This window comes from Alkalicoccobacillus plakortidis (assembly GCF_023703085.1).
GTDB classification, from domain to species: domain Bacteria; phylum Bacillota; class Bacilli; order Bacillales; family Bacillaceae_D; genus Alkalicoccobacillus; species Alkalicoccobacillus plakortidis.
The window spans coordinates 1,142,494-1,167,072 of the sequence record NZ_JAMQJY010000001.1; the positions used below are offsets into that span (position 1 = coordinate 1,142,494).

Annotated in this window: 19 protein-coding genes, 4 pseudogenes and 2 riboswitches; of the genes and pseudogenes, 6 read left to right on the top strand and 17 right to left on the bottom strand. The window is 40.2% G+C overall.

Annotated features, from left to right (window positions below; all coding sequences use genetic code 11):
- Positions 1–60 precede the first annotated feature (60 nt).
- The 17 genes and pseudogenes from NDM98_RS06235 to NDM98_RS06315 form a co-directional block, all read right to left on the bottom strand.
- Positions 61–879 carry a PD-(D/E)XK nuclease family protein gene (locus NDM98_RS06235; protein WP_251605454.1) on the bottom strand — a complete coding sequence of 273 codons (819 nt, stop codon included), beginning with the start codon at positions 877–879 and terminating at the stop codon, positions 61–63.
- Positions 872–3,100 (bottom strand): UvrD-helicase domain-containing protein, encoded by a 2,229-nt coding sequence (locus tag NDM98_RS06240; RefSeq protein WP_251605455.1) that lies wholly within the window; start codon positions 3,098–3,100, stop codon positions 872–874. Before NDM98_RS06240 ends, NDM98_RS06235 begins: the two co-directional genes overlap by 8 nt.
- Positions 3,030–3,371, bottom strand: coding sequence for a UvrD-helicase domain-containing protein (locus NDM98_RS06245; RefSeq protein WP_251605456.1), 342 nt, complete (start codon positions 3,369–3,371; stop codon positions 3,030–3,032). The genes NDM98_RS06240 and NDM98_RS06245 overlap by 71 nt, the downstream gene beginning before the upstream one ends.
- On the bottom strand, positions 3,368–6,232 hold the full coding sequence (locus NDM98_RS06250) for a PD-(D/E)XK nuclease family protein (RefSeq protein WP_251605457.1): 2,865 nt from the start codon (positions 6,230–6,232) through the stop codon (positions 3,368–3,370). Before NDM98_RS06250 ends, NDM98_RS06245 begins: the two co-directional genes overlap by 4 nt.
- Positions 6,233–6,236: 4 nt before the next feature.
- Positions 6,237–6,530: a GNAT family N-acetyltransferase gene (locus NDM98_RS06255; protein ID WP_307728694.1), complete on the bottom strand. Its 294-nt coding sequence runs from the start codon at positions 6,528–6,530 to the stop codon at positions 6,237–6,239.
- Between the two features lie 184 nt (positions 6,531–6,714).
- Entirely contained in the window at positions 6,715–7,086 is a 372-nt protein-coding gene (locus NDM98_RS06260) for a DUF1516 family protein (protein WP_251605458.1), read from the bottom strand.
- Positions 7,087–7,429: 343 nt separating this feature from the next.
- Positions 7,430–8,080, bottom strand: coding sequence for a phosphate signaling complex protein PhoU (phoU, locus tag NDM98_RS06265; protein WP_251605460.1), 651 nt, complete (start codon positions 8,078–8,080; stop codon positions 7,430–7,432).
- A 35-nt stretch (positions 8,081–8,115) separates the two neighbouring features.
- Positions 8,116–8,898, bottom strand: coding sequence for a phosphate ABC transporter ATP-binding protein PstB (gene pstB / locus NDM98_RS06270; RefSeq protein WP_251608982.1), 783 nt, complete (start codon positions 8,896–8,898; stop codon positions 8,116–8,118).
- Positions 8,899–8,917: 19 nt separating this feature from the next.
- Positions 8,918–9,727 carry a phosphate ABC transporter ATP-binding protein PstB gene (pstB, locus tag NDM98_RS06275; protein ID WP_251605463.1) on the bottom strand — a complete coding sequence of 270 codons (810 nt, stop codon included), beginning with the start codon at positions 9,725–9,727 and terminating at the stop codon, positions 8,918–8,920.
- Positions 9,728–9,742: 15 nt separating this feature from the next.
- Positions 9,743–10,631, bottom strand: a pseudogene (gene pstA / locus NDM98_RS06280) (phosphate ABC transporter permease PstA).
- Positions 10,631–11,566 (bottom strand): phosphate ABC transporter permease subunit PstC, encoded by a 936-nt coding sequence (gene pstC / locus NDM98_RS06285; RefSeq protein ID WP_285803888.1) that lies wholly within the window; start codon positions 11,564–11,566, stop codon positions 10,631–10,633. Before pstC ends, pstA begins: the two are co-directional and overlap by 1 nt.
- Before the next feature lie 94 nt (positions 11,567–11,660).
- Positions 11,661–12,600, bottom strand: a pseudogene (locus tag NDM98_RS06290) (phosphate ABC transporter substrate-binding protein).
- 543 nt (positions 12,601–13,143) lie between these two features.
- Complete coding sequence (locus NDM98_RS06295) at positions 13,144–13,620, bottom strand: DinB family protein (RefSeq protein ID WP_251605465.1); 477 nt, start codon at positions 13,618–13,620, stop codon at positions 13,144–13,146.
- A 167-nt stretch (positions 13,621–13,787) separates the two neighbouring features.
- Entirely contained in the window at positions 13,788–14,330 is a 543-nt protein-coding gene (locus tag NDM98_RS06300; RefSeq protein ID WP_251605467.1) for a cupin domain-containing protein, read from the bottom strand.
- Between the two features lie 14 nt (positions 14,331–14,344).
- On the bottom strand, positions 14,345–14,971 hold the full coding sequence (locus NDM98_RS06305; RefSeq protein ID WP_251605469.1) for a methylthioribulose 1-phosphate dehydratase: 627 nt from the start codon (positions 14,969–14,971) through the stop codon (positions 14,345–14,347).
- Positions 14,971–15,651, bottom strand: coding sequence for a 2-hydroxy-3-keto-5-methylthiopentenyl-1-phosphate phosphatase (locus NDM98_RS06310; protein ID WP_251605471.1), 681 nt, complete (start codon positions 15,649–15,651; stop codon positions 14,971–14,973). Before NDM98_RS06310 ends, NDM98_RS06305 begins: the two co-directional genes overlap by 1 nt.
- Complete coding sequence (locus tag NDM98_RS06315; RefSeq protein WP_251605474.1) at positions 15,648–16,880, bottom strand: 2,3-diketo-5-methylthiopentyl-1-phosphate enolase; 1,233 nt, start codon at positions 16,878–16,880, stop codon at positions 15,648–15,650. Before NDM98_RS06315 ends, NDM98_RS06310 begins: the two co-directional genes overlap by 4 nt.
- 77 nt (positions 16,881–16,957) lie before the next feature.
- Positions 16,958–17,068: riboswitch (SAM riboswitch) on the bottom strand.
- A 179-nt stretch (positions 17,069–17,247) separates the two neighbouring features.
- Positions 17,248–17,394, top strand: a riboswitch (SAM riboswitch).
- Positions 17,395–17,468: 74 nt separating this feature from the next.
- Here NDM98_RS06315 and NDM98_RS06320 point away from each other — a divergent pair.
- The 6 genes and pseudogenes from NDM98_RS06320 (at position 17,469) to NDM98_RS06345 (ending at position 24,542) form a co-directional block, all read left to right on the top strand.
- Positions 17,469–18,572: a sugar ABC transporter substrate-binding protein gene (locus tag NDM98_RS06320; RefSeq protein ID WP_251605476.1), complete on the top strand. Its 1,104-nt coding sequence runs from the start codon at positions 17,469–17,471 to the stop codon at positions 18,570–18,572.
- 11 nt (positions 18,573–18,583) lie between these two features.
- Positions 18,584–20,079: pseudogene (locus NDM98_RS06325) on the top strand (sugar ABC transporter ATP-binding protein).
- 1 nt (position 20,080) lies between these two features.
- Positions 20,081–21,067 (top strand): ABC transporter permease, encoded by a 987-nt coding sequence (locus NDM98_RS06330; RefSeq protein WP_251605478.1) that lies wholly within the window; start codon positions 20,081–20,083, stop codon positions 21,065–21,067.
- A 14-nt stretch (positions 21,068–21,081) separates the two neighbouring features.
- Entirely contained in the window at positions 21,082–22,296 is a 1,215-nt protein-coding gene (gene mtnK, locus NDM98_RS06335; protein ID WP_251605481.1) for an S-methyl-5-thioribose kinase, read from the top strand.
- A gap of 14 nt (positions 22,297–22,310) precedes the next feature.
- Positions 22,311–23,380, top strand: a pseudogene (mtnA, locus tag NDM98_RS06340) (S-methyl-5-thioribose-1-phosphate isomerase).
- A gap of 46 nt (positions 23,381–23,426) precedes the next feature.
- The gene (locus NDM98_RS06345) at positions 23,427–24,542 is read left to right on the top strand and encodes an NAD(P)/FAD-dependent oxidoreductase (protein ID WP_251605482.1); all 1,116 of its coding nucleotides are present in this window, start codon (positions 23,427–23,429) and stop codon (positions 24,540–24,542) included.
- Positions 24,543–24,579: the final 37 nt, after the last annotated feature.

The window sequence follows — 24,579 nt, forward strand, 5'->3', positions numbered from 1 at the left end:
TCATTCTATTCATTCTACCTAAGACTTTTTTAGCGATAAAAAAGTCTACTATTACTCCTGTTACTTATATCGGTATGAATGTGTGTAGGTTTCAATAGTTGTTGACGTAGTTTTTAATTTAACTAATTCACGAACTGCTTCGCGAACCTCATCCTCTTGAGATTCTGTTACCGTAATTTCATGAAGCTGTTGATTGTGATCTCTTAATACGACTAGAAATAAGCCTGATACAGACTGTCCCGTTTTTTGTTCGTACGCCCATTTATATAAAATAAGCTGCGCTCTATAGCGATTAATTAACTCTACTCCTGAATTCTCAAGAGAGTTGGTTTTGATGTCTAATAGACAGAGTTTTGAATCTATCACTGTTACCCGGTCAATGATTCCCGTTAATTCTGCGCCTTCTACCTCTAATGAAAAAGCCCATTCATTTTCTAGTGCCTCTCCTAACTCCAATCCTGCATAAACAGTAACCAGTTTTAGCATTTCTTCTTGATAAATCGAGTCACCTTCTAGTTCTTTTAATGTTAGGTCAACCGATTCTTTAAGCGCCCATCCCAAATCATATAGTTCACAGGCGCGGTGTACATAAGTTCCGAGACGACTAGCCGCTAAACCATGAGTGCTTGTCACGCTCAGATTGTCTTTCATTGTAGGGTTTTGTACTTTTACATATTGATTGATAAACTGCTCTGGATCATTCGAATAGGCTACAACTTGGCTAACAGATAGTGGAACTGGCAGCAATGTATGCTCCTGTTGAACAGCTGGAGTGTTATATACTCCAATTAAATCATTTTGCCAAACCTCACTTTTTTCTGAGGTTCTCTCTTGATACCATGTTCCATTTAAAGAATTGACATCTGCCTGTTCAATCATTTCTAACCAAGTCGTTTTGGCTTGGTTGATTATTTGCTTTTACGAGAACTAACTTGTCCCGAGCTCTTGTCGTCGCCACATAAAATAAACGTTTGGCCTCTTCAATAGCTTTATCATTAGCTTCTGCTTTTGCTATATGGTAACCAGGTGTTTCAATTGTTTGATCTTCTGTTTCAAGGTTCATTACTACTCCGAGCGTTGAATGGAATCGTACTTTTCCTTTTTCACCTTGTGGCTTTTGATGTAGCTGTGGCAAAAAGACGATCGGGAATTCCAAGCCTTTTGATCCATGCACAGTCATGATCGTAACCGCATCTCCTTGCGCTCGCTCAATCGTCGAATCCCCTTCTTTTGCGCTCCACTCTATACGTTGTTGAATCGCTTCAAGCAAGGCGGTTAAGTCAGGTTCTTGCTCATTCACCAATATATCAATGAGTTTTTCTACATTCCTGACGCGTTGTAGGCCTCCAGCTTGCATAAGAAGCGAGGTTTTTAATCCACTCTGCTCAAAAAGCTGGTACAAGCCATCTATTAAAGCGGGTACTGGCTGAAACGGAATCCATTGGTCCATCCAAGCTCTAAGCTTACTTATTGCTTGTATGAGGTGGGGATGTTCGTCAAAAAACTGCTCATCAAAACAGATATACTCACCGATTGACTGATGTTCTTTACATGCGTTTTGTATCGTTAGAAAATCGTCAATCGTTAATCCAAATAACGGACTTCTAAGTAAAGCTAATACGTAAAAGTCTTCATAAGGCTCATGAATCCATCTTAATAACATAAGAAAATCCACAACCTCACGTCGTTCATAAAAACCTATACCACTTTGCACCTCATATGGAATTTGAGCCTCTTTTAATGACTTTTCAAGTTTTTGTAGATGTGTTCTAGTAGGAATTAATACGGCCATATCTTTCCAAGATGCAGCTTGCCACTCATCACCATTATGGACAACCTCTTTTTTCTCTCTGATGATTTCTAGCATACGATTTGCTATGAGGTCATACTCATCTAATTCTCCCGTCAATAGTTCAACTGCATGCTCAGACACTTCGGGAAGGTCTCGGTGTGCTTTAAGGGATTGATATAGAGTTTGATACGAGTAAGTCTGCGTTTCGGCCATCGCTGTTGAGAAAAGTGTGTTCACTGCCGCAACAATTGGCTCAACCGTTCGATAATTGGTATTCATTAACACTCTTCGACTACCATCATTTGTATCCGCAGTATGCTCCAAATCATTCATGATCGTGACATCTGCACCTCTAAATTGATAGATCGATTGCTTAGTATCCCCTACAATAAAACGATAGTTCGGCTGAATTCGGTTAAGAACCTCAAGCTGCAAGGCATTTGTATCCTGGAATTCATCAATCATCATATGTTTAAGTTCTTCCCTGCAAGCTAATTGAATCTCATTATTCTCAAGTAGTGTTAGGGCCTTCTGTTGAAGATCTGTAAAATCAAGACCTCCACGGAATAGCTTCTGATTAGAATACTCTGTATCAAAGGCCTGAATGAGTTGAATAAATTGTGTAAGATAATGCTTCGAATCCTCATTACTAATCGGCTCGGTGCTCTGCTTCAAACGATCTTTAAGGGGTTTCCAGCTATTTTCAAAAAGGTTTAATAGACTTGGTATGTCCTCCTGCCATTTTTTATTTACTCTTGATGGCATATTTTCTAGTAGTTGATTAACATATGCATCATCTGTTACATCCCTTGACTGGCTAAAAAAAGCAGTCATTCGATCAACATGTGTTTGATTTGCTTTTGACAATCCTGATGTCGGAAAGCTTTGAATTGCTTGCTTTGCTTGTTGCTCAAATTCCTCTAATTGACGAACACTTTCTCCTTCTTTCGCTTTAGCCTGTAAACTCCACATATCATCTGCTTCTAAGGTTTGTACAATATTCTCTCCTGGTTCCAGCTCTCGTATCTGGTCATAAACCTGTGTGAGATATACAACAAGTTGATCTTTTCCAAGTGAATGAATAAACGGCTCTGCTTGTCGAAAAAACTCTACAGAATCAAATAAAGCTTGAAAGACATCTTGTTTTAATAAATTGGCATCCACATCATCTAAAATTTGAAACGAGGCAGGTAGCCCTGCTTGATAGGCATACTGCTTCAAGAGTCTTTGGCAGAAGCTATGAAATGTAGAAATAACCGCGCGATCCAAGCGCTTCTTTTTGTTTGGCCCAATAGGTTCTCTCTTCATCTGATTTTGAATCTTGAACCTTTTCTTCTAAACTGCCTCTAATTCTCTGTTTCATTTCTCGTGCAGCCTTTTCTGTAAACGTGATAGCTGAAATCTCTGTGATCTCAGCTCCATGCTGTGAATCAGGTTCTAGAAAAGCACGTTCACACAGATACATAACCCGTTCAGTTAATACTCTTGTTTTTCCGGAACCAGCACCTGCAGCAACAACAACGAGTGGTTCAGTAGAAAAAATCGCTTCTTTTTGTTGGTCATTAAATGTCATACTCATGTAATTGCATTGGCCTCCTTCTGCTCATCCGACACACGGCAGATTGGACCGTATGGACAGCTATCCTTGCAATCTAATGGTTTAACCGGGAATTCGCTCGTCATGCCCGTCCATAAATTCCGCACTTTATCTTCTAACTCGTATTTATCTAGAAACTCCTGTGTACCTAACTCATTTTCTCGGTTTTTACATTGAAAGTTCACTAAAAAACGAGACTGCTTGCCGACTTCAGCTTCATGCCATATTCCATTGTTACTCCGTTTGCCCGGTGCTCTTAGTGTTATGTAAGACGCACCAATAGCCTGGTGAGAAACGCCTGTCTGTTTTTCAAGCAAATCTCTTAGAATATAACTGTATAGTGGCAGTTGTAGCTTTAGTCCGTTTCTCACTTCCTCCTCCATTTTTAAAGAGGATTGTCCAGTTTTATAATCATAAATCACAAACTCGTGGTCTAATTGGTCCACACGGTCAATTTTTCCCTTAAGAATAATTCTTTCTGCCTCACTGATGGCTAACTCCATGTGAAGAGGTCGCTCTAAGGAGGTAATCGACATATTGGCGAGCTTTTCATTGTCCCAGAACAGCTTGCGTTCTGCCTTCCACCACTCTAGCAATCTTGTCTGCCATTGTTGTTTAAGTAAATTTAATTCAAGTTTTGACACATGAGGACTTTCTGCTTCAATAAGTAACCATTCTTTTTCTACTTTATCTTGAATCATCTGTGGTGCCTTTTCTTTCTCTGTTTCACTTAGCATAGAAAAAGGTCGACCAATAACATCTAGCTCTTTATATAACCACTCAATCAATTCATGTACGAGATTTCCAATTAATATAAAGGAAACACCTGTTTCTTCTGTTTCAGGCTCTTTAACCTGAAGCAGACGTTCAAAGGAATAACGAATCGGACAGCGAGCATAGCTCTCTAGCGCCGTGATTGCTACAGAAGCTTGTTGTTTAAGACGATCTGTAGTATCCATTGAAATAGGTTCCTCACCAGACTGTAATCGGCTAAGATGCTGCTCTACTAGTTGAAAATCCTCTGGTAGGTCATCTACCTGATATTGACGACCTCTCCAATAAGCAAGCATCTCCTGCTGTTCAATTACATGACTCGCTTGATCTTTCGCCATTCTCATTTCAAATGACCATTTCCCAACCGGTGGAACTGATTCCAGAAAAATAGACGGCAATAACGGATGATTTGGATCCACGCCTTCTATATAACTGAAGACTAATTTCTCCGCGATATAAAATAATTGTTCAAAATACGCTTGTTGCTTTTTACGAAAATGCGCCTGACTTGGTTTTCCATAGGGGATATCATATTTGTATAAGTCCGATTCTTGTATGTAACCGGCTAACGAATAGCCCCCAGGGAATTGATCTGCACCCATAGAAGGTATATATAAAGTACGACCTGGAAACTGCGCGACATGCTGCCATGTATATGCTTCCGTGCCTGTACGCAAACCCTGCTTTAAGCTAATCTCTTTGTCTTGCAGGGTATCTTTAATCCATTGCTCCATATAGTCATTTGAAACGGTAAATGTATCCATTTTAAAATGGCGATATTCCTGTGCTTTTCGATCAATCGTTTGCTTGATTGTCGCTAACGCTTTTTGTTCTGATTTCAAATGCTCAATATCTTTTAAATTCTTAGCTTCCGCAAGCTGGTTCTCTATCCAGTCTGCTAATTCCAACTCATCGATTCGATGTAGTAGATTGTCAAGATAATCAATAAACCCAGACTGCTTCGCCCAATCCACCTGGTTGATCTGGTCCCGTTTTTCCTCAATGTCTTGAAGTCCAGTTTGACCAGTTCGTTTCAACATGTATTTGGCTTTGGCAAATGCAGTGCCTGCTACACCATAAAAAGAGAGCAGATCTAAAACAAGTGCTTCGTTTTGTTTTTGATCATACCCAGTCTGAAGCATATGTTCTAACAATTTATAGGCGGTTGTTTGCTTCAGTTTTTTGGTGACAGCATGTGTAATCGGCAGCTGCTCCTCATCAGCAGCTCTTCGCCATTCATCCCGGTCCTCTGCTGTAAGTACCACACCTGCAGTGTCGGAGGTGGACTTGATATCTTGGGTAAGACCTGTCCATTGTTCCTTTACAGTAGTCGCTTTTACTAGTGAAACACTTGTGGCTATTCGTTGGGTTGGCACAATAGCAAAACCTGATGTATCGTATCCGATTTTTTGTAAGTCAGCTACCGTTTCATCTACTATGTCTAACGGGGCGTAATGAGGAAGATAAATGGTAGTAGGAATATCTGCTTGGTACAACGCCTCTATCAGTTTAAATTGCAAAGGACTAAAATCATAAAAGCCATCGACAACAACATGCCAATCTGGAATCTCTTTTTTCTGCTGTAAAAGTGACGCTGCTAAAAGAAGCTTGTTTTCAGGATCAATGGCACCATAGTCCTCTAACAGCTGTTCATACGCACGAAATGTAGGCATACAGTCTTTAAATGATTCTTCTACCGCGTCAATTGAAAGTCCAAGCCTTTTTAACTGACCATATGTATCTGCGTAAGCACGTGCTTTTTCCTTTGGTGATCGTGCATCTACTTGTAATTGTTGTTCAAGAATTCGTTGAAAAAAAAGCGTTCTTTCTTGTTCCGTTAAAGAAAGAAACGCCATGTTTTTATGTTTGATCATAGAGCTAGCTAAATCATCAAATGTTCCAAATGTTAACGGATAATGAGAAGATCTAGCTTCTTTTAACCAAGAGCTAGATGGCATAAGATACATGATTGTTGACTTGTGCTCTTGCATCACATGTGCATATTGTTTGATACGTTCTAAGCTTCCGATCTCATGTAAGGCTGTACCAAAAACAGATTGTGTAGCCATGCACTTACTCTCCTTTTGTTCGTAGCATATCAACATGATCAATATCATCTAATAGATATACTTCGGAAATAGGTGTAAATCCAAATGAACGATAAAAACGATCTAAATAATATTGTGCTTGTATTTGAATGGTATTTTGATCGTAGGCTTCTTCTAGTGTTTTAATGGCTTGGTTCATTAATTCTTTTCCGCTGTCTGAACCTCGGAATTCTTTTTTAACAAGTACTCGTCCTATTGATGCATGTTCTCTTTCTGACGATGGAAGAAAAAGTCTGGAATACGCAACAAGCTTGGTCATCTATGTATCCGAGTAAATGAATGGCTTCTTGATCTTTTCCATCTACTTCTTCATATGGACAGTTCTGTTCAAAAACAAACACATTCACCCGCTCTTGTAATATGTGATAAAGTTCTTCTGTGTTTAATTCGTTAAATGTTTTTTTTACCCACTTCATCCTGTATTCCTCTTTTCTACTCAATGTTTAGTTATTGATTCCTACATTAAATCCTAACAGCAGTACGATTGAAAGGGCTGTGAACCAAATAAACCAATAAGCGGATGTCCCACTTCGGTTACGTTTGGTTTTTCTCAAGATCACTTCCATTGCATAGATCAATATTAGTGAAATGATTCCTTTTATTATGTACTGGGCTTGGAATTTGTAGGTATATAAGATAGCGGCTCCTGATAAGATTTGAGCAAGGTACAAAAGCCATATCGTGGTACGCAGTATTCGGTTAGCAAATGGTATCTTCCATTTGTATAAGAGAAAAAGAATGCCGAAAACAATGAGAAGCAGCAACCATGTTCCTATATGAACTTTGTAATATAATAGAAAAATTTGAGCGTTCAAGTTGATCCTCCTACATGTTATCTAGCTAAGTAGACGGCCCTTTCAGCTGAATGAACCCATCTTTCTATCTAATCAAATGCTTGTGATAAAAGTGTATCATAACGGCTAGAAACATACACAAAAAAGAGTAGGTTTGATTGTAAAATTAAGGAGGAAGATCTTTGGGCATGAGGATAACTTTTATTAGATTCTTCGGCTTCGCTACCGGGACGGGAGCGACATGACTGCACACCCCACTTTCATTACTTTAATCGGAAAAAAAAACGATCCTAGATTTAGGATCGTTCGTCTTCATAGGTAACTCGTATACTTCTGTCCCATTAAGTCCAGGGATGTAATTGACCTAATTTAGATCAAAATGCTCTCCGTTTGATTCGTAGATAACCCATTCGGCTACGTTTGTGGCGTAGTCTGCGATTCGTTCGATGTAGCGAGCGATAAATGCGAGCTGGGTTAATTGCTCGGCGTCTTGTTCTGTTGTTCCATTTTTAAAAAGCCCTTTGATAAAGTGACCAAATTGTGCGTCGACTTTGTCGTCTAATGCAGCCATTTTTTGTGCGACGATTAGGTTCTTTGTGCGGAATGATTCTAGTGATTCTTTCATCATTTTGCGCGCATCGCCGGCCATTTGAAGTAGCTCTTGTTTTTTCTCGGCATAACTAGCTTTATCAATTCGTTTAGAAACCTTCGCCATATCAACCGTTAAGTCTCCCACTCTCTCCAAATCACCTGCAATTTTCATCGCAGCAATTAGATTGCGCAAATCAGTGGCTACTGGTTGCTGTCTGGCAATGAGTTGGAATACCTCGTTATTAATTTGTAATTCATACTCATTGATTTTTGTATCGTACTCAATAATTGTGTTCATAAGATCAAGATCTGACTTTTCAAATGCTTCAATGGCCCGATCAAACTGTTGCAGCACTTCTGCGCCAAGGTTTGTGATTTGGGCTTTTACATCTTCCATATGTTGATGGAACGAACTACGTAGCATATTGGAACCCCCTTTTAAATTGACCTAACCTATTTTTATCCAAATTGTCCGGAGATGTATTGCTCTGTTTTTTTGTTATCAGGGTTTGTAAAGATTTTATTTGTATCTCCAATCTCCATCAGCTCACCCATGTAGAAGAAGGCTGTTTTGTCAGAAATCCGTGCTGCCTGTTGCATGTTATGAGTAACGATCACAATCGTATAAGATTTGCGTAGCTCATCAATTAGTTCTTCTACTTTTGATGTACTAATTGGATCAAGAGCAGAAGTTGGCTCATCCATTAATATAACGGAAGGAGTTGTAGCTAGTGCTCTTGCAATACACAAACGCTGTTGCTGTCCACCTGATAGTCCCAAGCCATTAGTATGGAGACGATCCTTTACTTCATCCCACAAAAAAGCATCCTTAAGGCTTTGTTCAACTAACTCATCAAGCTTTTGTTTCTTTTTGATGCCATGAACTCGTGGACCGTATGCAACATTTTCATAAATTGATTTTGGGAATGGGTTAGGTTTTTGAAATACCATGCCTACCTTTTTCCGGAGATCTACTAGGTCTGGTTTACCTGTCAAAAGACTATCACCCTTGTAAACAATATCCCCTGACATTTTTACACTTGGATTCATGTTAATCATTAAGTTAAGAGTTTTAATAAATGTTGATTTCCCACAACCAGAAGGTCCAATGATTGCAGTTACTTCTGATTCATTTATATCAAAGGAAACATTTTTTAATGCATGATTTGTTCCATACCAAAGATTAAAATCCTTTACGTTATAAACGGCTTGTAGCGCCTGTGCTTGTTTCTCCACTGTCATAGTCAATTCTGAGTCCCCCTTAACCAAATCGTCCAGATATATAATCCTCGGTCTGCTTCTCATCTGGATTAGAGAATAACTTGTCAGTCTGATTGTACTCAATTAAACGGCCGTTAAAGAAAAAGGCTGTTTTATCTGAGATACGTGATGCCTGTTGCATGTTGTGTGTCACAATAACAATCGTATAGTCTTTCTTCAGGTCAAGGATTAGTTCCTCAATTTTCGCTGTTGCGATTGGATCAAGTGCTGAAGCCGGCTCATCCAATAACAAGACATTTGGTTTCATCGATAAAGTCCGCGCGATACATAAACGTTGCTGTTGTCCACCAGATAGGGAAAGTGCAGACTCATGTAAACGGTCTTTGACTTCATCCCACAACGCTGCCTTTTTTAAAGAGTCTTCAACCCGTTCTTTCCACTCTTTTTTAGGTATACCATGGAATCTAAGACCATGAGTCAAGTTGTTATAGATTGATTTTGGAAATGGATTCGGACGTTGAAATACCATTCCAATCTCCTTACGAAGTGCGACTACATTTACTTCTTTTGAAAGGAGATTTAACCCTTGGTATTGGATTTCTCCAGTATTACGTGCAATTGAAATCAGATCATTCATTCGATTAATACTACGTAAAAAGGTTGATTTCCCGCAGCCTGAAGGTCCTATTAGTGCCGTAACAGCCTGTTTATCTATATCTAATGAAAGCTCCTGGACAGCATGGTTCTCTCCGTAGTAAATATTTAAATCCTTAACCGTTAAAATCTGACTCGTATTCAAAGCGTTTGTTTCACTCTCCACCTGTTGTTTTTCTGCCGTTACAATGGACATGTGAAGGCCCCCTTATTATTTTGAAGCTGTTAATTTTTTATGAAGTCTTTTACCAAACCATCTTGCAAACAGGTTAAACAATAGAACCGCAATGATGAGCACAGCTGATGCTCCATCGGCAATCTCACGAATATCTGGAACAAGTCCTTGTGTATTTACCTTCCAAATATGAACAGCCAACGTTTCAGCTGGTCTGAAGATATTAAGTGGTGATGTTTCACTAAAAGGATTCAGATTCATCCAGTTTAATCGTGGTGTTGTTAAACCAGCTGTGAAAAGTAAGGCAGCCGCTTCACCAAATACGCGACCAGATGCTAAAATGACTCCAGTTAGAATCGATGGGAAAGCCGCTGGCAAGATGACTGTACGGATCGTATCCCAGTGTGTAATGCCAAGTGCAAAGCTTGCTTCTTTTTGATCGCGTGGCACACTAGTTATGGCATCCTCGCACACACGTACCATAACAGGAAGGTTAAAGACTGTAAGTGCAAGTGCTCCACCAATGATTGTGTAACCCCAGCCTGTAATAGATACAAACAATAATAGTCCAAACATCCCAACAACGATTGAAGGAAGAGAAGCCAAAACCTCTATACATGTACGAATAAAGTTTGTAATTTTACCAGGCTTCGCGTACTCAGCCATATAAATACCTCCACCAATACCAAGAGGTACCGTGAAAACCATCGTTAGAAATAAAATGTAAAAGGAATTAAATAGTTGAGGTCCAATTCCGCCCCCAAGCACGGAATGAACTTGGTGGATTGGTTAAGAAATCAAAGGAAATCACACCGAATCCTTTATAAAAGATATAGCCTAATAATCCAGCTAAAATGGCTACAATAATACCTGCAATTAAAGTAAATACACCTGTTGCGAGTTTATCAGTCATTTTTGTATTCATTAAAATGACCTCCTAGATGATAAGAATCGAATAATTAGGATAAAGATATACGACATCACAAGCAGGATTAAACCAAGTGACCATAAGACATTATTATCTACACTGCCTTGTACCGTGTGTCCCATATTTAACGTAATAATTGTTGTTAATGTAGCTGTAGGATCAGTTAAGGATTCAGCTATTGTACGAGCATTTCCGATTACCATTTGAACAGCAAGAGCTTCACCAAATGCACGAGCCATACCTAGCACTATAGCTGTAAGTAGCATTGGCCAAGCAGCTGGTAAAAGCACTCGTCTAATCGTTTGCCAACGTGTGGCTCCTAAGGCTAGTGACGATTCACGCAAACCATTTGGTAGAGTTCGTAATGCATCTGTTGCAATACTCGTTATTGTTGGTAGGATCATAACCGAAAGAACAATCGTCCCAGCTAGTAAACCAAAACCTTGCCCACCAACATATTGACGAACAAATGGAACAATCACACTTAAACCGATAAATCCGTATACAACAGAAGGAATACCTACAAGCAGCTCAATGACTGGCTGTAAAATTCGTTTACCCCATGACGGAGCAATTTCGATCATGTATATAGCAGCCCCAACCCCAAGCGGAGCAGCTACTAAAGCAGCTAATATCGTTACTGCAAAAGAACCAAAAATAAACGGGAGTGCACCGTATACCGGTCCACCATTTGCTTCACTTCGGGTTGGGTTCCAATCCAAGCCTGTTAAAAAGCTGATTGGATTTACTCCATTCACCACAAATGCCTGAAGCCCCTTAGTCAACAGGAAAAGTGTAATAGAAATAGTAGCTAATATAATAATTGAGGCACATCCATAAACAATAATTTTCCCTTTGCGCTCAATTTTCTCTGCATTGCGATTGTTTTTCTTTAATAAACGGTCGTGGACAGTCTGCTGCTGTGCCGCCATAACAATGGCCCCCTTGCAAAAGATATATAAGATAAAGGCCGGAGAACATCGGTTTTGTATATGTCCCGATCTTCTCTCAGCCTATTAAATGATTTTATTGTACGTCTGTTTGATTTCCTTCTGCATCACGTTCTACTTGCATATCTGTTGAAGGAATATATCCAAGACCAGGAACGATTTCTTGTTGAACATCTTCGCTCATCATGTAATCAAGGAATGTTTTTGCTAGTCCTTCAGGCTCTCCGTTTGTATAAGAATGCATATAAGCCCATACTGGATATTCTCCAGTTGTTACATTTTCATCCGTTTGTTCTACACCATCTAAATTAAGTGGAAGTACTGAATCATCGTTGTAATAAGAGAAAGCAAGGTAACCAATTGCACCTTCAGTTTCAGAAAGAATTTGTTTCACTGTATTGGAAGAATCCTCTGTGATTCCTTCAGCTGGCTCAGCACCATCTAACGCATAGTTCACAAATGTTGCACGTGTTCCAGACGAATCTGGGCGGTTTACAAGAGTAATTTCAACATCTTCTCCACCAAGCTCAGACCAATTTGTTATTTCACCAGTAAATACTTTAATTAAATCTTCAGAAGAGATATCTTCAACGCCTACTTCTGGATGAACAGCCGGCCCCATACCTACAACTGCAATACGGTGATCAACAAGCTCATCTCCTGGAATTTCTTCTTTTTCTTCTGCAAATACATCCGAGTTACCGATATCTACTGAACCATCTGCTACCTGGCTAAGACCTTGACCCGATCCACCAGCTTGAACTTGAATGTCAGCACCTGCATTTTCTGCCATAAACTCTTCTGCACCGGCAGCCATTAATGGTTGAATTGCACTTGAACCAGAAAGAACTAATTGACCTTCAGCTTCTTCAGATGGTGCCTCTTCTCCACCAGCATCTGAATCTCCTCCAAGCTGATCCTGTATCAGTTGTGTCATCATCATTACTTCCACAAGCAGCGACGATTGCAAGCATTAGTGTTAACATCATGAATAAAAGAAGCTTTTTCATTTTCAAAGTAACAACCTCCCATTTTCTCTCCAAATATTTACTGGGCGTTACGCCCCTCTTTCAACTGAAGTATAAGCTTGTTCTATTAAGTTGTTATGATCTGAATGTAAAGATTGTGTAAAGAGAAAGTAAGCGTAATCATTTATGTGAGTTTACAAAGCCAAAACAAAGCGGTGAGAAGAAAGTTCTGAAATTAAAAAAGACTTACTCCTTTGAATAAGACGATACTATTTAATAGGGGTTATGGGTTTCTATCGATTTCATAGTTGTAGACTATCGCTTTGATCCGGGGGCTATCGTTTCACTTTTGCCTTCTATCGTTTCGATCTGAGGGCTATCGTTTCACTTTTGCTGTCTATCGTTTCGATCAGGGCTCCATCGTTTCACTTTTGCTGTCCATCGTTTCAATCTGGGCTCCATCGCTCCATTCCGAGCTCCATTGCTCCACTTTCACACTCCATCGCTCCCCCTAAATCATCACAACAAAATCAAAAAAAAACAGCAAGCATCCTTTAGATACTCGCTCGTTTTTTGATAGCACTTTTATTCTTATTTCTGTTGTTGTTCAATCGTCGGACCATAGATTCCAGGTACTGGAAGTCCCGCTTGACGAAGTAAAACTGTCATTTGTCCACGATGGTGACCTTGGTGACTTGTAAGCATACGTAATACATGGCCTTTTGGACTAGGTGAACCGAAGAAATCAATGACTTCTGAGAAATCTTCATCTGTCCATTCCGCTTTTATTTCTTTAAGAAGATCTGAGCTGATTTTATTATAAGTGTCTAAAATCGTTGCTGCTTGATTTGGCACTTCTTTTGTTTGAGTTTCAAGGTTTTTGATGCCAACTACGGATGCGAAAAATGGAATGGTTGTAGTCAAATGCCATCCTAACCAACCAAGTGAGCTGTGACCTTCTACAATTGACTGTCCTAATGTTTCATCTGTAAGTGAATCTAATACTTTAATCGTTAAATCTTTCTCTACAGCCCATTCTTGTAAAAAATCTTCTTTTGTTCTAAACATTTTGTACACTCCTTCTACTAACAATCATCTTGCTTGTCTAGTATATACAGAAATCAAAAACACTTAAAGAAATAGGGTTTGTTTCAAATTAAGCAGTATCTTTGCGAAAAACCAAAACGACCAACGATCCCGGTTAGGATCGTTGGTCGTTTTGCTCGTTTCATTCTCTAGTTTGCTTTTTGGAAATCTGGATCGTCGAATTTGTGTGCAACCCAGCCTTCTGCATCAATAAATAGTCTCACTGCTACAACTTGGCGTTCTTCTGATAACGTGAAGAAATGCGGGATATTAACAGGTACAGAAATCACATCACCAGGTGAAAGATTAACATCAAAGTAACCTGTCTCTTCACCTTTTATTACAAAGGTTCCTGAACCTGCTGTAATGGCACGGACCTCATCTTCTGTATGCGTGTGGACCTGCTCAAATTTTTTCAAAAGCGCATCCAAATCAGGTGTATCTTCATTTAAAGCAATGACATCCCAATTTTTGTAGCCACGACGTTCGGCCAAAGAACGAATTTCTTCGTCAAATGTAGCAAGCACTTGTTCTTTGTTTTCATCATTTAAGTGGCACTCGTTTTGCAAAGCTTCTGGAAGTTTCTCAGGATTCCAATATTCATATAGAACTTCCTGACTTTCTAAAAAGGCTCTAACCTCTGCCTCACCTTTAATGACTTCTCCTGTATTACGAATCTGAATAACTGCCATTTCTAATCATCCTCCTAAAGATTTAGTTGTTTAAGTCGCAAGTGATACTCAAATAAAAATTCAAGTGCTTCTAAATGTTTTTTTGCCTCAAATCCATTACGGCCCCAGGCTGTAATGCCATGATTACGGATTAATACTCCTTTGATACCTGGCCGTATTTGCTCGGCTACTGCTTCAGCTAGCTGACCAAGGTCTGCATAATTAGGTACAATGGGAATGGTGATGGAGCCGTCTTCCTCCCAGATATTAAATGCTTTGATTAATTCTTGATTTTGAAAAGTAATCTCTGCCTGTTCAGCATAAAGTTCGGAAATGATATTGTTCGATATGGTATGAACGTGTAATGAACAGCCTGCATCTGTTTTTTCATAGATTCGTTGGTGGAGAACCGTTTCAGCTGATGGCTTTAAATCTGTCTGCTCTATAGATTGACTCTGTTCATTTACTAAAAGGAAATCCTCTGGTGTACGTTTTCGTTTATCCCTACCACTTGCTGTAACTAGAAAACGTAATGGGTCATGACTAACCTTTATAGAAAGGTTACCGCTTGTACCAGGAAACCAATCTCTTGCAGCCAACTCATCCTTAATATCCGCAAGCTCGCTCCATAACGAATCATAAACAGCTTGTGTTGTACTCATTACATGTGCACCTCCAGCTTTGAATCAAGTTTTTCGATAATCTGATGAAAACTAGTAAAAGACGAATGATTAAGTGAAAGCTCACGACATTTTTCTAATAGGAATGAATCACATGCAAATACCTCATCCGCTACCTTTGCCGCCTGTAGATCCGTTATTGAATCACCAATGACAATCTTATAAAACTCTTGATCTGAATACTGCCTAAGTATTGATGGTTTGCAACAACCACAATCATTTGAACAGAACTCATCACAGCTATGTGGCCACGTAATCTGTATAGTACGGCCATCAAAATCACTGCCATTACAGTACAAATCAGGCAACAGTGCAAATGGCTTAAGAATGGGTTCCACAAAAAAATCAATGCCTCCACTTACGATTTTTAATGAAATGTTCTTTTCTCGAACATACGTTAAAAAATCAGAAAATCCATCCCGAATCTCCGCTTGGCTTAACACAAACTCTATGATTTCTTGTTTGCGTTCAACTGGAATTAACTTAAACATCTGACCGACGCCTGAACGAATCGAGATCCGTTCAGCTAAAATGTCGTCCTTAATCGTTTCCAAGCCTGGAGGATTTATGTGTTTCATAAGCCCAATAATATTATCTTTTGTTGTAATTGTGCCATCAAAGTCACAGAAGATGATTGGGTCTTTACCTGCAATCTGTGTCATGTTGGACTACCCCACAACTCAAGTGCTTTTGCCAGTTCTGGTGATTTAGCTGCCGCATCAGATAATGATTGAGTAGCAAGTACTCCTGAAACCGCATCTCGAAAGGCCTTAGCACCTGCTCTTGCTCCACCTGGATGACCGTGAATACCACCGCCTGCGTTAATTACTGAATCAATGCCGAAGTCCTGAATTAGAAGTGGCGTCAAACCAGGATGAATCCCAGCCGATGGAACCGGAAAGGCTTTTTTGAGAGCTCGTTCCTCTGTTAATGCCTGTTTAATATCTATCGTTTCCGACTTTTCCATGGCAACGCTACCGTAAGGAGACGGAAACAAAACAAGGTCCGCTCCGGCTAATCGTAACAATTTACCTAAAAGTACTTTGTTAGATATTCCGTAAAAAGGTGACGCCGTAAGGGCTCCAGAAACAGCTGGATGAGCCATAATTGGAACGTGAATATCCGGATCCTCTGCTAATGCCTGCAAAACATCCAATCCGTATGCAAATACATTAAACAATAAGGCCGTTGCTCCCTGCTCGACTGCTCTTTTTGCTTTGTCTTTTAAGTCAAACGTTCGACCAGTTAGGTTAACCGCATACAGCTTTTGTTCACCTGTCTGTTCATACACCTCTTTGATAATCTTAGAACCAGCTTGAACTCGATCTGAAAAAGGGGTTAATGGATTATCAAATAGAATCTCGTCATCCTTTACTAGATCGACTCCACCTAGCAATTGATCAGCTAGCTGAGATTTAAATTCCGTCATGTCCTTTCCTATCATCCCTTTAAAAATACTCATCACAAGCGGCCGCTCATAGACCTGAAGCTGACTACGAATACCTTCTATTCCAAATTGCGGTCCAGGGAAAGCTTTTTCTAGATCACTAGTAAAATCAATATCTACTAGCTTGATTTCACCATCGAGAGATAGCTTTCCAAAAATCGTTGTTAAAATGGCTGGTAGATCGGCTGAGAAGTTGGCTTGTGGATACGCGATTTTTATGAGGCCCGTTTTTCGTTCTTCCCCAAATAATCGATTGGCTATATCTGTGCTTTTCTCTTCTATTACTTCAACAACTTCACCTTTGTGTTTTTCAAGCTGCTTTTTTTCAAGCGCTTGTAAATGTGTCCATGATCCAATCGTTAACCCAAGGGCAATGGATTCTGCTTTTTTGTGAAGATCTTTTTTTTGATCGTATACTCGATATGTTGCCGTTACAAAACTCATTTTGTTCAGTTCCCCCTTACCTCAATAACAAAAAAATCCTCTTCTAGTGGAAGAGGACAGTGTACCCATTTCTTGTCCTCTTATCTACCAAGGTAACCTTGTGAGAATTAGCACCTTGAATAGCTAAAAAGCCAAAACAGGTTGCCGGGTATCATCGGGTTCGTCCCTCCACCAGCTCTTCATAAGAGTGATACATATGTAATGTTGATAAATATACTATGGATTATGACAGTGAGATTCTATTCTGTCAATTAGTAATAATCATTTTATCAGAATCTATTGACAACGTACAAATTCCCTCGTATTATTTATACCAATTACTCTTATTGGGAAAAAATGATTAAGAGTACACACAACTTTATATACACTCTTATCGAGAGTTGGCTGAGGGAATTGGCCCTATGAAGCCCGGCAACCGACCTAATCATCATTCTACTAATATGATGAAAACCTTTAAGGTTTTAAGGCACGGTGCTACATCCAACAGACTCTTCCCGAGTCTGAAAGATAAGAGGTTGAATCACAGCATTCCGCCTCTTTCTTAAACGAAAGAGGCTTTTTTATATTTTAATAGATGGAGAGATGACCATGATAAAAGGATTTGGGGTTAAAACATTAGGAATGACTGCTGCTGCTGTAATTGTACTTGCTGGATGTGGTGATAGTGAGTCCTCGCAAGCCGAAGCAGATGTCAAATTAGACGGAGTACCTGAGAGATTCGCTACAGGTGAAGGCGCCAAAATAAAGGTCATTCGCAAGATTGGTGGAGATGACCATACTGCTCAATATTTGGCCGGAGTACAAGAAGAAGGTGAAGCGTTAGGTTTTGATGTCGATGTATTTACCGCAAATGGGGATACAGCAAGTTATCATGACGCCATATCTCAAGCAATAGATGCCGATTATGACGGCTTAATTCTTTCACATGGTGATGATGCCGCTACCGTAGATGCCGTACAACGAGCTGTTGATAAAGGGATTGAGGTTGTAACGTTTGATTCCAATAGTGATTTAGAATCGATTGATGGTGTGACACTCACCTCCCAAGATGATGAGGAGCTTGCAACACTAGCCCTTGATCAACTAGTTGAAGATTTTGATGGAGAGGCAAATATTCTCTACTTATGGGTTGATGGTTTCCCTCCAATGGTAAGACGCGATTCAATCTATCAGGAGGTTCTTTCTGAGCAACCTGGACTTAATGAATTGGAGCGATTTGGTGTTGCCGCAGAAGATACTTCTACCCAAACTCAAAATGCAGTAGCTGCGTTACTTAATAAGTACCCTGAAGGTGAAATCGATGCGATTTTTGCGACTTGGGATGCCTTTGCAATTGGAGCAGCACGTGCACTTGATGAAGCAGGACGAGATGAAATCAATATCTATGGAATTGATGTATCAAATGCTGACCTTCAAATCATGCAACAGGAAAATAGCACATGGGATTATACTGCAGCCGTTGATCCTAAGTTAATTGGTTCTATCAACCTACGAATTCTTGCCAAAAAGCTAGCCGGTGAAGAAACACCTCAATTTTATGATTTAGAAGCATCGCTCATTTCTCGGAAGCAATTATTAGAAGCAGATGATGACGTCAATATGGTCTCATTAGCTGAGGTCATTCCAAACTGGGGTGAATCAGACGCGTTTGAAGAAGAATGGATGACTATATTAAAAGAACATAACGAATAATAGGTGATTTGATGAAGCTACGTATGGAAAAGATCTCCGTTTCTTATCCGGGAGTCAAGGCGCTTGATCAGGCTTCTTTTGAAGTAAGCGGCGGCTCTTCACACGCACTAATTGGTGCGAATGGCGCGGGAAAATCAACGTTAATGAAAGTACTGTCTGGTTCAGAAAGTCATTACGACGGCACCATTCTAATTGACGGACAACATGTTTCGATCCATTCACCAAAGGATGCGCAAAAGCATGGTATCCAAATTGTTCATCAGGAAGTTGATGCTGGATTAGTTCCATACTTAACGGTCGCTGAGAACATACACCTTTATACATTTGGTTCTAGTCAGAACAAGAACGCCTTTATTCATTGGAGTCTTGTTCACAAAAAAGCTTCAGAGGTTCTCGATTCATTAGGTATCAATGTTTCTTCTAAAACGTTAGCGAGTGAGCTCACGCTTGCAGAAAAACAAATGGTTCTTATTGCACGAGCCGTTTTGACAGATTGTCGGCTATTGATCCTAGATGAACCAACAGCCCCATTAAGTCTTTCTGAAACCAAGCAATTGTTTCGGATTGTACGAGATCTACAGAGCAAAAACGTAGCAGTGGTGTTCATCTCGCATCGTTTGCCTGAGCTGTTTGAAATTTGCGATATCATTACGGTTATGAGGAATGGGCAAGTAGTTTCATCAAGACCTATTCCTGATACGTCAATTGACCAAGTCGTTGAGCAAATGCTTGGAGAACCTTTAAGCCAGCAATTTACAGACAGAGTTTCCGAGATGGGTGACACATTTTTAGAAGCTCATTCAGTATCAGATGGCAGCAAAATTAATCATGTATCCCTACATGTTAAAAAAGGAGAAATTCTTGGATTAGCTGGCCTAGTTGGAGCTGAAAAACCGAGCTTTGCAAGCTACTCTTTGGAGCTTCTACGATGACATCCGGCTCACTTTTGATTAACAAAAAGCCAGTTGTCATTTCCTCTCCTTATGATGCCGTTTTTCATGGAATGGCTTTTGTGCCTGAAGAACGACGAAAAGAAGGCGTCCTAATTAATGAATCTGTTTTAACTAACCTATCAGCTGCCAATCTAGGAAGCTTCAGTAAGCGATTTGGTTTTTGGAATTTCAAAAAAGAACAAGCGAGTGCTAAAACGATGATTTCAGCTCTTGGGATCAAAACACCTCAAGCTGAAACATTGGTCAAAAATCTTTCTGGCGGGAATCAACAAAAGGTCGCGATCGGCAAATGGTTAGTCGCTGATGCAGACCTGTACCTTTTTGATGAACCAACTAAAGGTGTTGATGTTGGGGCCAGAAAGGATATTTTTGAATTAATTGCAGAACTCGCAGCGAGAGGAAAAGCGGTCATTTACGCCTCGTGTGAACTATCAGATATCATCGGTATGACAGATCGTACCTATGTTCTTTACGATGGGCATATTGTAAAGGAACGAATAACCGCAGAAACAAATGAAGAGGAACTGCTATTCCTTTCTACTGGAGGCAATTAAGATGGCTGAACCTGAAGTGAAACAAACTTCATCTTTTGACTTATTTCGTTTTTTATATAAATACGGAACGGTTATTCTAATCGTTTTATTAATTGTTGGATTCTCTGCCGCAAATCCATCGTTCCTGCAAACGAGTAATATTGTGACCATCCTTCGCTCTATCTCCATTGTCACAATTATTGCGATTGGCATCACCATCTCCCTCTCAGTTGGAGGGTTTGATTTATCGGTTGGCTCAGTCGCCTCTCTTTCAAATGCAATGGTCATTTCGATGTTTGTTTGGTATTCACAAACACCCGTTATTGCAATTGGTGCAGCCATTGCTGCCGCACTTCTTGTTGGTGCACTTAATGCCTTTTTAATCGTAAAAATTAAAATTCCCGATCTCCTACTAACCTTAGCGATGATGTTTATCATTCAAGGTGTCGCCTTAACCTACACAAGAGGCGCCACCATATCTGAAAATATGATTATGTCTAATGGAAGTTATGCAGAGGGTACGATTAGTCCCTTTTTCGCTAAAATTGGTCAGGTTCCATACATCATTTTAATCATGGTAGCGTGTGTTGTTGTTGTTCATATCTTTTTAACGTATACCAAACATGGCCGCAGCCTTTATATCATTGGCGGAAATGAAGAAGCTGCCAGACTTTCTGGCATTGCAGTAAATAAGTATAAAGTGATTGCATATCTGCTCTCCGCTTTTTTTGCAGCATTAGGTGGGATTGTCCTAGCCTCTCGAGTGATGACAGCTGAAATAAATGCGGGTGGTCCCTATTTAATGGACGCAGTTGCGGCATCGTTTATTGGATTTGCTGTTTTTGGAGCAGGTAAACCAAATGCAATTGGAACATTTGTTGGAGCTGTGTTAATCGGAATTCTAGCTAACGGACTTGTTATGATGAGTGTCCCATACTATGCCATGGATATCGTAAAAGGAGCAGTTCTAGCCCTAGCGTTAGCAATTACGTATTACAAATTTAAGTAAATGGAGGAATTCAAATGACAACCTTTACTGAAACCTACTTTACCATGACCGAGGCTGATGCCATTACATATGCCAAAACTCAGCTTTCTATCTTTCCAGAAGATGCAATGCTCTCATGTGAAGAGATTGGGGATGGTAATTTAAATTATGTATTCCGTTTAGTTGATCGGAAAACTTTCCAATCTGTTATTATCAAACAAGCAGGTCCTGTTGCAAGAATTTCAGATGAATTTAAAGTATCTCCTGACCGGAACAGAATTGAACACGATATCCTAAAGATACAAGGGCAGCTCACACCCGAATTTGTTCCTGAGGTGTACCACTATGATCCAATTATGAACTGCACGGTAATGGAGGATTTGTCTGACTTTACGATTTTACGAAAGGCCTTTTTAAGCCATCAGACTTTCCCTAACCTTGCCGATCATCTTTCCACTTTTTTGGTCCGTACACTTCTTTCCACATCTGACTTGGTTCTTGGTCATAAGGAAAAGAAAGATCAAGTGAAAGCCTTTATTAATCCTGAGCTCTGCGAAATAACAGAGGATCTTGTCTATACAGAACCATTTTATGACTGCCCACGAAATGAAGTATTTGAAGGAACACTTCCTTTTGTTCGTGAGGAAATTTGGAGTGATGAGTCGCTTGCTTTAGAAACAGCAAAGCTCAAATTTCAGTTCCTTACTAAAGCACAGTCTCTTATTCATGGTGATTTTCACACAGGCTCGATCTTTGTGACGAATGACCAGACGAAGGTGATTGATGCTGAGTTCGCCTTTTATGGACAAGCGGGTTATGATATCGGCAATATTATTGCGAACCTGATCTTTGCTTTTGTAAATGGTGAACAAACCATTGAGGACCCAACCGAGCGTAGTCATTATACAGGGTATATCCTTACTACGATTCAACAAATTATTGATCAATTTAAAGAGAAGTTTATTGATGCTTTTTATGATCAAGTAACAGAACGAGTTGCAGAGTATCCTGGCTTTTTAGAATTTTATCTTGAAGATTTGCTTGCCGATACAGCTGCTGTTGTCGGTCTTGAGCTTGCGCGCAGAGTTATTGGCCTTGCCCCAGTTCAGGACCTTACTGACATTACTGACGCTGACAAACGAGCAACAGCTGAAATTGCTTGCTTAAAAGCAGCGAAAGTGTTTATTTTAAATAGGCAAGACTTCTTTCACGGGGAAGACTTTACTCGTGTAATAAGTGAGAATGCCTGAGGAGAGTGAGTAGAATGACTCAACTTGTTGATGTGATACAATCTGTGCGATTAACGGATGATGGTGAGGCTTTGCTCATCTTAGATCAAACCTTACTGCCAACCAGAAAGTGTATGAAGAACTTAAGACATCTAGTGAAGTATGGGATGCGATTGTCCAACTTAAGGTACGCGGGGCACCTGCAATAGGTATCGCCGCAGCTTATGGCGTATACCTTGGTACTAAACAAAGTGAGTCCAAAACGACAGACCAGCTTTGGACCTCTTTTATAGAAATTAAAAATGATCTAGCCTCTTCTCGTCCAACTGCCGTCAATTTATTTTGGGCATTAGATCGTATGGAAAATCGGTTTAAAGATGAGCTAGCATCTAATGGCTCTATACCAGACATTTTAAATGGTTTAAAGGATGAGGCTGAATCCATCCGTTTAGAGGACGAGCAAATTTGTGAAGCGATTGGGGAACATGCACTAACTCTTCTTAAACCAGGTTACGGTATTCTAACCCATTGTAATGCCGGTACTATCGCCACATCCAAATATGGCACAGCTCTAGCTCCGATCTATCTTGGTCAACAAAAAGGCTATGACTTCAAGGTTTTTGCTGATGAGACTCGCCCTTTATTACAAGGTGCACGCCTAACAGCCTGGGAGCTCTCTGAAGCGAATATTGATGTCACCTTGATCTGTGATAATATGGCTTCAATTGTGATGAGTGAAGGAAAAGTACAAGCCGTTCTTGTTGGGTGTGATCGTGTAGCTAAGAATGGTGATACTGCGAACAAAATCGGGACGTCTGGTGTCGCGATTCTCGCCAAACATTACGGCATTCCTTTTTACGTATGTGCCCCCACTTCTACGATTGATTTTGAATGCGCGTGTGGCAATGATATTATCATTGAAGAACGATCGGCTGAAGAAATTACGTCAAAATGGTATACTGAACCTATGGCACCAAAAGGCGTTAAGACATATAATCCTGCCTTCGATGTAACGGATCAATCACTTATTACGGCAATCGTTACTGAAAAAGGCATTTTTAAAGCCAATGAATTACATCAATTAGAAAAGCAACTAAAAGGGTGAGCCTGCCTCCCCTTTTTTATTTTGTTCATGAAAAAGGAGCTCGCAAATGAAAAAACACATAATAATCGGAGCAGGAATTCTTGGTGCAACTACTGCCTATAAGCTTGCTAAAGGTGGTGCGAGTGTGACCATCATCGATCGACAAGAACCTGGACAAGCCACTCAAGCAGCTGCAGGTATCATTTGTCCATGGATCTCGCAACGCAGAAACAAGGCGTGGTATGCATTGGTAAAAGCAGGCGCCGCCTATTATCCAGAGCTAATTAATGAGCTAAAGGCTGAAGGAGAAACTTATACTGGTTACGCACAGGTTGGTGCACTAAGCTTACATTCTGACAGCAAAAAACTTGATGACCTGGTAAAACGTGCGGAGAAACGAAAAGTAGATGCTCCTGAGATCGGTGAGATCACTCGTATGTCTAGTAGTGATGTTCAAAGGCTCTTTCCTCCGTTAGCTGAGGGGCTTGAGGGTGTACATGTCAGTGGTGCAGCGCGTGTAGATGGTGCTGCCCTAAAGGATGCGTTATTAAGATCTGCAAAACGTCATGGTGCAGAAATCGTGTACGGTGATGCTTCTATTGAGCTTGATACACAGGGGAAAACCAATATTCTTGTAGATGAGACGACTTATGAAGCAGATTCGATCATCATCACTGCAGGGGCGTGGGCGGATACCCTGCTCTCCCCTCTAGGGATACAATTTAAGGTGACTGCTCAAAAGGCTCAAATTTTACACGTAGATCTTGACGACCAAGAAACCGATGAATGGCCAGTTGTGATGCCACAGGGAGATCAATATCTGCTTGCTTTTCCAAACGGTCACATTGTCGCGGGCTCAACACATGAAGATGAGGTTGGTTTTGACCAACGTGTAACAGCTGGAGGAACATTAGAATTATTAAATAAGGCGCTTCATCATGCTCCGGGTCTAACGGATGCCACTGTTAACACGGTAAAAGTTGGGTTTAGACCGTTTACACCGAACTTCCTACCTGTCATTGGGAAACTGCCTGGATACTCGCAAATTTTGGTGGCGAATGGACTAGGAGCTTCAGGATTAACGATGGGACCATATATCGGATCTGAACTTGCTAAAATGGCACTCTCACAAGAAACATCTATTGATTTATCTCTTTACGACCTTTCGTTAGCAATCGAATAACGATTCAATATAAAGAAGAGGTCCTGTGTATGTATAC

What these genes read in the sequence shown, in the direction of transcription:
- NDM98_RS06235 (WP_251605454.1), bottom strand. Translation starts at nt 879, where the DNA reads ATGATTGAACAGGCAGATGTCAATTCTTTAAATGGAACATGGTATCAA.
- NDM98_RS06240 (WP_251605455.1), bottom strand. Translation starts at nt 3,100, where the DNA reads ATGAAGAGAGAACCTATTGGGCCAAACAAAAAGAAGCGCTTGGATCGC.
- NDM98_RS06245 (WP_251605456.1), bottom strand. Translation starts at nt 3,371, where the DNA reads ATGAGTATGACATTTAATGACCAACAAAAAGAAGCGATTTTTTCTACT.
- NDM98_RS06250 (WP_251605457.1), bottom strand. Translation starts at nt 6,232, where the DNA reads ATGGCTACACAATCTGTTTTTGGTACAGCCTTACATGAGATCGGAAGC.
- NDM98_RS06255 (WP_307728694.1), bottom strand. Translation starts at nt 6,530, where the DNA reads ATGACCAAGCTTGTTGCGTATTCCAGACTTTTTCTTCCATCGTCAGAA.
- phoU (WP_251605460.1), bottom strand. Translation starts at nt 8,080, where the DNA reads ATGCTACGTAGTTCGTTCCATCAACATATGGAAGATGTAAAAGCCCAA.
- pstB (WP_251608982.1), bottom strand. Translation starts at nt 8,898, where the DNA reads ATGACAGTGGAGAAACAAGCACAGGCGCTACAAGCCGTTTATAACGTA.
- pstB (WP_251605463.1), bottom strand. Translation starts at nt 9,727, where the DNA reads ATGTCCATTGTAACGGCAGAAAAACAACAGGTGGAGAGTGAAACAAAC.
- pstC (WP_285803888.1), bottom strand. Translation starts at nt 11,566, where the DNA reads ATGGCGGCACAGCAGCAGACTGTCCACGACCGTTTATTAAAGAAAAAC.
- NDM98_RS06295 (WP_251605465.1), bottom strand. Translation starts at nt 13,620, where the DNA reads ATGTTTAGAACAAAAGAAGATTTTTTACAAGAATGGGCTGTAGAGAAA.
- NDM98_RS06300 (WP_251605467.1), bottom strand. Translation starts at nt 14,330, where the DNA reads ATGGCAGTTATTCAGATTCGTAATACAGGAGAAGTCATTAAAGGTGAG.
- NDM98_RS06305 (WP_251605469.1), bottom strand. Translation starts at nt 14,971, where the DNA reads ATGAGTACAACACAAGCTGTTTATGATTCGTTATGGAGCGAGCTTGCG.
- NDM98_RS06310 (WP_251605471.1), bottom strand. Translation starts at nt 15,651, where the DNA reads ATGACACAGATTGCAGGTAAAGACCCAATCATCTTCTGTGACTTTGAT.
- NDM98_RS06315 (WP_251605474.1), bottom strand. Translation starts at nt 16,880, where the DNA reads ATGAGTTTTGTAACGGCAACATATCGAGTATACGATCAAAAAAAAGAT.
- NDM98_RS06320 (WP_251605476.1), top strand. Translation starts at nt 17,469, where the DNA reads ATGATAAAAGGATTTGGGGTTAAAACATTAGGAATGACTGCTGCTGCT.
- NDM98_RS06330 (WP_251605478.1), top strand. Translation starts at nt 20,081, where the DNA reads ATGGCTGAACCTGAAGTGAAACAAACTTCATCTTTTGACTTATTTCGT.
- mtnK (WP_251605481.1), top strand. Translation starts at nt 21,082, where the DNA reads ATGACAACCTTTACTGAAACCTACTTTACCATGACCGAGGCTGATGCC.
- NDM98_RS06345 (WP_251605482.1), top strand. Translation starts at nt 23,427, where the DNA reads ATGAAAAAACACATAATAATCGGAGCAGGAATTCTTGGTGCAACTACT.